General features: G+C 67.7%; 5 protein-coding genes. 2 read left to right on the top strand and 3 right to left on the bottom strand.

Going from position 1 to position 6,412, the window contains the following annotated elements:
* Positions 1 to 343 precede the first annotated feature (343 nt).
* The 3 genes from AB0I28_RS36490 to AB0I28_RS36480 form a co-directional block, all read right to left on the bottom strand.
* Positions 344 to 1,249, bottom strand: a complete 906-nt coding sequence (locus AB0I28_RS36490) for a carbohydrate ABC transporter permease (protein ID WP_357500494.1) — start codon at positions 1,247 to 1,249, stop codon at positions 344 to 346.
* Between the two features lie 14 nt (positions 1,250 to 1,263).
* Complete coding sequence (locus AB0I28_RS36485) at positions 1,264 to 2,247, bottom strand: sugar ABC transporter permease (RefSeq protein ID WP_357500488.1); 984 nt, start codon at positions 2,245 to 2,247, stop codon at positions 1,264 to 1,266.
* 70 nt (positions 2,248 to 2,317) lie between these two features.
* The gene (locus tag AB0I28_RS36480) at positions 2,318 to 3,652 is read right to left on the bottom strand and encodes an ABC transporter substrate-binding protein (RefSeq protein ID WP_357500487.1); all 1,335 of its coding nucleotides are present in this window, start codon (positions 3,650 to 3,652) and stop codon (positions 2,318 to 2,320) included.
* Positions 3,653 to 3,923: 271 nt separating this feature from the next.
* Here AB0I28_RS36480 and AB0I28_RS36475 point away from each other — a divergent pair, with 271 nt between their 5' ends.
* The gene (locus AB0I28_RS36475) at positions 3,924 to 5,285 is read left to right on the top strand and encodes a GH1 family beta-glucosidase (RefSeq protein WP_357500486.1); all 1,362 of its coding nucleotides are present in this window, start codon (positions 3,924 to 3,926) and stop codon (positions 5,283 to 5,285) included.
* Positions 5,286 to 6,287 (top strand): LacI family DNA-binding transcriptional regulator, encoded by a 1,002-nt coding sequence (locus AB0I28_RS36470; RefSeq protein WP_357500485.1) that lies wholly within the window; start codon positions 5,286 to 5,288, stop codon positions 6,285 to 6,287.
* Positions 6,288 to 6,412 lie beyond the last annotated feature (125 nt).

Here is a 6,412-nt window from a genome sequence, read left to right as displayed (position 1 = left end):
TGGGGGCGAAGCCTCCCAGCAGGGTCTGGGACGGAGTCCCAGCGGGGTCCGGGGCGGAGCTCCGGTGGGGGTGCGGGGGGCGAAGCCCCCGGCCAGGGCTTGACCTTAAGGGCTGGGGCGAAGCCCCCGGCCGGGGGCTTGACCTTGAGGGCTGAGGGCTGAGGGCTGAGGCTTGAGGCTTGAGGTTGACCTTGGGCTGAGGCCTGAGGCCCGAGGTCGCCCCAGCGCTCGGTGACGCCCGAACTGCCGGCCCCACCCCGGCGCGATTCCCCCGCCCACCCGAACGGCGCCACCCCCGGAATCGGGGATGGCGCCGTACGCGACCTACCTCGTACCCGTCACGTCAGCCCTTCACGCTGCCCGCGAGAAGCCCACGCACGAAGTACCTCTGCAAACTGAGGAACACGATCAGCGGCACGATGATCGAGATGAACGCACCCGCCGTCAACCGTTGCCACTCCTCACCACGGCTGCCCGCCAGCTCCGCCAACCGGACCGTCATCGGCGAGGTGTCCAGCCCACTGCCGAACACCAACGCGACCAGCAGATCGTTCCAGACCCAGAGGAACTGGAAGATCGTCAGCGAAGCCAGCGCCGGCGTCACCAGCGGCAGCACGACCTTGCGGAAGATCGTGCCGTGGTTGGCTCCGTCGACCCGCGCCGCCTCGATGACGTCACCGGGCAGCTCGGACATGAAGTTGTGCAGCAGGAACACCGCGAACGGCAGCGCGAAACAGGTGTGCGCGAACCAGATCTGGATGAACTTCCCCTCGTCCTCCAGGCTGAAGGTCGAGGAGAAGAAGCTCAGCAGGGGCACCAGGGCCATCTGGAGCGGCACGACCTGGAGCGCGAAGATGCCGATGAACAGCGTGTCGCGCCCCTTGAAGCGGATCCAGGACAGCGCGTACGCGGCGAAGGCCGCGAACGCCACCGGGAACAGCACCGAGGGGATCGTGATGACGAGAGAGTTGATGAAGTAGCTGCCCAGGCGCCCCGCGGAGGAGTCGCTGAGCAGTACTTCGGCGTAGTTGTCGAACGTGAACGAGGGGGCGGTGAAGAAGTTCCACCAGCCGTTGTCCTTGATCTCGTCCTCGGGCCGAAACGACGACAGCAGCAACCCGAAGGTCGGTGTCGTCCACAGCAGCGCGATGAGCAGCGCGATGAGGCTGGCGGTGCGGCTGGTCAGCCGCTTCTTGGCCTTCGCGCGCCTGCCCTCCGGCTTGCCTTTGCCGGCCGGCTTTCCCGCCATGGGAGTCAGCGTGGTCATCGTTCCTCCCTGCGAGCCCGCATGGCCCGGACCTGGTAGATGATGATCGGGGTCACCAGCAGGAACAGGACGACGGCCATGGCCGACCCGCGTCCTTGCTGACCGAGCCGGAACGCCTGCGTGTACATCTCGTTGGCGATGACGCTCGTGCCGAAGTTTCCGGCGGTCATCGTGCGAACGAGGTCGAACAGCTTCAGCGCGGCGATGGACATGGTGACCACGACGACGATCAGGGCCGGGCGGATCGACGGGACGGTCACGCGCCAGAACATCTGCCAGGCGTTGACGCCGTCGAGGCGGGCGGCCTCCACGATCTCACCCGGGATCGACTTGATCGAGGCCGACAGCACCACGGTGGCGAAGCCGGTCTGGATCCAGACCATCACGACGATCAGGAAGAACGTGTTCCACGGCTCGTTGATGAGCCACTGCTGGGGTGAGCCGCCGAACCAGATCACGATCTGGTTGAGCAGGCCGATCTGTTCCTGACCCACGGGCTTGAAGGCGTAGACGAACTTCCAGATGATGCCCGCGCCGACGAAGGAGATGCCCATCGGCAAGAAGACCAGCGCCTTGGCCAGGGCCTCGGTGCGGGTCTTGTCGATGAGGATCGCGTAGATCAGGCCGGTCGCGGTCGCCACGACGGGCACCGCGATGACCCAGATCAACGTGTTGATCAGGACTTGCTGCATGTCGTCTTCGGTGAACATCCAGCCGTAGTTGTCGAGCCCGACGAAGTCCTCGCCCTTGCCGTCGAAGAACGACAGGAGGAAGGTTCGCACCGCCGGCACGATCATGCCGATGAGCAGCAGGATCCCGGCGGGCAGCAGGAACACCAGCGCCGCGAAGCGTCCCTTGTCGTAACCGGGCAGCTTGTCCACGAGGAACAGCAGGAGCCCGACGACGACCACGAACACGGCGATGCCGATGCCGAGCTGAGCGAACTTCGGGAGTTCGTCGATGATGCTGATCTGATCCATGCAAGACCTCCAGCTTCGTTGCCGAAAAAGGTGAAGCGGGGCCCGGATCGCTCCGGGCCCCGCGTCTCACCTAGTCCTGCGGCCAGGCCGCTTCGATGGCGGCGAGGGCTTCCTTGGTGCTCTTGCCCTCGGCGATCCAAGCGGTCATCTCGGTCCAGAACTTCGCCGACCCAACCGCGGCGGGCATGAGGTCGGAGGCGTCGAAGCGGAAGGTGACCGACTCGTCACGGAGCAGCTCCATGGAGAGCTTGATGACGGGGTCGGCCGCGTTGGCCAGGTCCGCCTTGTTGTTGGCCGTGGTGAACGGGCCCTTCTTCATGCGCTCGTTGAAGAACAGGCCGCCGGCCAGGAACTGGCGAACGGTCTCGACCTCGGGACGGTCGGCGAAGGCCGTCACGAACTGGCCGGCGCCCAGAAGCGGCTTGTTGGCGGCGTCGTCACCGGGGAGGTAGAAGGCGAACACGTCGCCGTCCTCGGCGACCTTGGTGCCCTCGGGCCACTGCGCGGCGTAGAAGGACGCCTGACGGTGCAGACCGCACTGGTTGTCCAGGATCGGCAGGCCGGCGGCCTGGAAGGACGTCGCGGCGATGTTGGGGACGTCACCGACGTAGTCGGCGTTGCGCAGGATCGAACCGGCCCGCTCGAGCGCGGCCTCGATCTTGGGGTCGTTGAAGGGGATCTCGTGCTTGACCCACTGGTCGTAGACCTCGGGACCGGCGGTGCGCAGGACCATGTCCTCGACCCAGTCCGTGGCCGGCCAGCCGGTCGCCTCGCCCGACTCGATCCCGGCGCACCACGGCGTGTCGATGCCGTCGGCCTTGATCTTGTCGGTGAGGGTGATCAGCTCGGCCCACGTGGTGGGGACCGTGTAGCCCTTGTCGGCGAACAGCTTCGGCGAGTACCAGACGAAGGACTTGACGTTGGCGTCGAAGGAGGTCCCGTAGAGGGTGCCGTTGACGCTGCCGTAGTTGATCCAGTCTTCCGAGTAGTTGCCCGTCGCGAGGGTCTTGAGCTTCTCGCTGGCCGGCTTGAGCTGGTCGGCGAAGGTCGCCATCAGGCCCGGCTGCGGGAAGATCGCGATGTCCGGTGCGTTGCCGCCGTTGACCCGGATGCCGATCTGCGTCTCGAAGTCTCCGGTGCCCTCGTAATCGATCTTGATACCGGTGCAGCTCTCGAAGTCCTTCCAGGACGCCGTCAGCTGGTCGGCCTCGACGTCACGGACGGTCGAGTAGATGCTGACCTCGGTGTCCTCGTGCTTCTCGTACTCGGCGTACGGCGTGCAGTCCACGTCCGCGGCGCCGTCGTCGGCCTTCCCGCAACCCGTGACGACCAGCGGGACGCTGACCGCTCCGGCGACGGCGATCAGCCATCGGCGTCGGTGGAGGGCCTTGCTCTTAATCGACATCCGTCGTGCCTCCTCTGCGGCCACTGTGGATGGCCGCGCGTGTTCCCTTCCCCGCGCTTCCTTTGGAAGCGCTCTCAGCGAGAGTGGTGTCGGCACTGGTCGATGTCAAGTCCTTGTTACGCAATGGTTATCAACCAATTGCCGAGGCTGGTATTGACATCCCGTCGCTCCTCGATAAGGCTCCTGAGAGCGCTCTCACGGATATTGCAAGCGCATGATCAAGGTCGCCGAACCGTTACCCGCCCACCCACTTTCGCCTGCGAGGAGTCACATGTCCGGCTTGCGGTTTCCCGATGGTTTCGTCTGGGGGGCGGCCACCGCTTCTTACCAGATCGAGGGTTCGACCGAACAGGACGGGCGCGGTCCGTCCATTTGGGACACGTTCTCGGCGGTGCCCGACGCGGTGACCGACGGCCACACCGGCGAGGTCGCCTGCGAGCACTACCTGCGCTACGCCGACGACGTCGCGCTGATGTCCTCGCTGGGCCTCGACGCCTACCGCTTCTCGATCGCGTGGCCGCGGATCCAGCCCTCGGGCAGCGGTCCGGTGAACTCGCGCGGCCTCGACTTCTACGACCGGCTGATCGACGAGCTGTGCGCGGCCGGGATCTCGCCGATGGCGACCCTCTACCACTGGGACCTTCCCCAGGCGCTGCAGAACCGGGGCGGCTGGGCCGCGCGGGAGACCGCCGAGCGCTTCGCCGAGTACGCCGCGGTCGTCGCGGCGAAGTTCGGCGACCGGGTGCGCTCCTGGTTCACCATCAACGAGCCGTGGTGCGCGGCCTTCCTCGGCTACGCCTCGGGTGACCACGCCCCCGGGATCACCGCGCCGGCGCAGGCCTTCGCCGCCGTCCACCATCTCCTCCTCGGCCACGGCCTCGCCGCGCAGGCGATCCGCGCCGCCGGGGCCGGCGAGGTGTCGATCGCGCTGAACTGCACCTCGGTGCGGCCGGCCACCGACAACGACGAGGACCTCGCGGCCGTCGAGCAGATCGACGGGCTGTCCAACCGGATCTTCCTGGAGCCGCTGCTGCGCGGGGAGTACCCCGACGACATGCTCACGCTGGCCGAGCGTTTCACCCCGCTGTGGTACGTCAAGTCGGGCGACGGCGCGATCATCAAGCAGCCGCTGGACGTCCTCGGCATCAACTACTACACGCCGACCTGGGTGCGCGCCCGCCGCAACGCCCCCGGCAGCCCGGCGCACCCCGGCAGCGAGGGCATGGACTTCACCGCCCCCAACGGCCCGGTCACCGAGATGGGCTGGCGCGTCGACCCCACGGGCCTGACCGACCTGCTGCTGCGCCTGCACAAGGACTACGAGGGCCTCCCGGTGATGATCACCGAGAACGGCGCCGCGTACGCCGACTCGGCGGTCGTCGACGGCCAGGTGCAGGACGTCGACCGGATCGCCTACCTCGACGGCCACCTGCGCGCCGCCCACGCCGCCATCTCCGCCGGTGCGGACCTGCGCGGATACCTGGCGTGGTCGCTGATGGACAACTTCGAGTGGGCCTTTGGATACACCCGCCGCTTCGGCATCGTCCACGTCGACTACGCGACCCAGCGTCGGACCCCGAAGGCCAGCGCGGACTGGTATCGGAAGGTGATCAGCCAAAACGGGCTGGCGTAGATGACACCGCACCGTCCGACCCTGGAGCAGGTCGCCAAGCTGGCCGGAGTCTCGCGGGCGACGGCCTCCAGAGTCGTCAACGGCGCCGGCGGGGTCTCCGCCGGCGTCCGCGAGGCCGTCCGGACCGCCGTCGACTCGCTGGGCTACGTGCCCAATCCGGCCGCGCGCAGCCTGGTGACCCGCCGGACCGACTCGATCGCGCTGGTCGTCTCGGAGCCGACCGCGCAGGTCTTCGGCGACGACCCCTTCTTCATCGACGTCGTGCGCGGCGTCTCGGCCGAGCTGGAGATAGGCGACAAGCAACTCGTCCTGATGACCACCGACACCCCCGCCGGGCGCGACCGGGTGCAGCGCTTCACCAGCGTGCACGTCGACGGCGTGCTGCTGCTGTCCTGCCACGGCAACGACCCGCTCTACTCGGCGCTGGGCAAGCAGGGCCCGCCGGTCGTGTGCGGCGGGCGGCCGCTGTTCGGGCCCGCGCTGGCCTACGTGGACGTCGACAACGTCGGCGGCGCCCGCAGCGCCGTCGAGTACCTGGTCGGCGCCGGCCGCCGCCGCATCGCCACGATCGCCGGCCCGCAGGACATGAACGCCGGCGTGGACCGCCTCATCGGCTACCGCGAGGGCACCGCGGCCGCCGACCGGCGCGCCATCGTCGCCTACGGGGACTTCAGCCGCGACAGCGGCGAGCGCGCGATGCAGTCGCTGCTGGCCGACGAGCCGGAGTTGGACGCGGTCTTCGCCGCCTCCGATCTGATGGCGATCGGGGCGTTGGCGGCCTTGCGCAACAGTGGTCGCCGGGTGCCCGACGATGTCGCGGTGGTGGGGTTCGACGACATCGAGCAGGCGCGTTACGCCGAGCCGCCGTTGACGACGGTGCAGCAGCCCTCGCCCCTGCTGGGCCGGGAGATGGTGCGGATGATGCAGCGGATCCTGGCCGGCGAGCAGCCGGACTCGCCGAAGACGCTGCCGACGCAGCTCGTGTTGCGCTCGACGGCGTGACCGGGGCTGGTTGCCCAAGCGGCTGCCAAAAAGTACTGATGCTTGACGGATTCCGCGTTCTCTCGATCTCCGTAACGTTCAGACCAGCAAGAACACAAGCGATCTGAACCTAAAGGGAGAACGAG

It is taken from the genome of Phytomonospora sp. NPDC050363 (assembly GCF_040655735.1).
In the GTDB taxonomy this organism is placed as follows: Bacteria; Actinomycetota; Actinomycetes; order Mycobacteriales; family Micromonosporaceae; genus Phytomonospora.
This window is presented reverse-complemented; position numbering and strand designations above follow the sequence as displayed.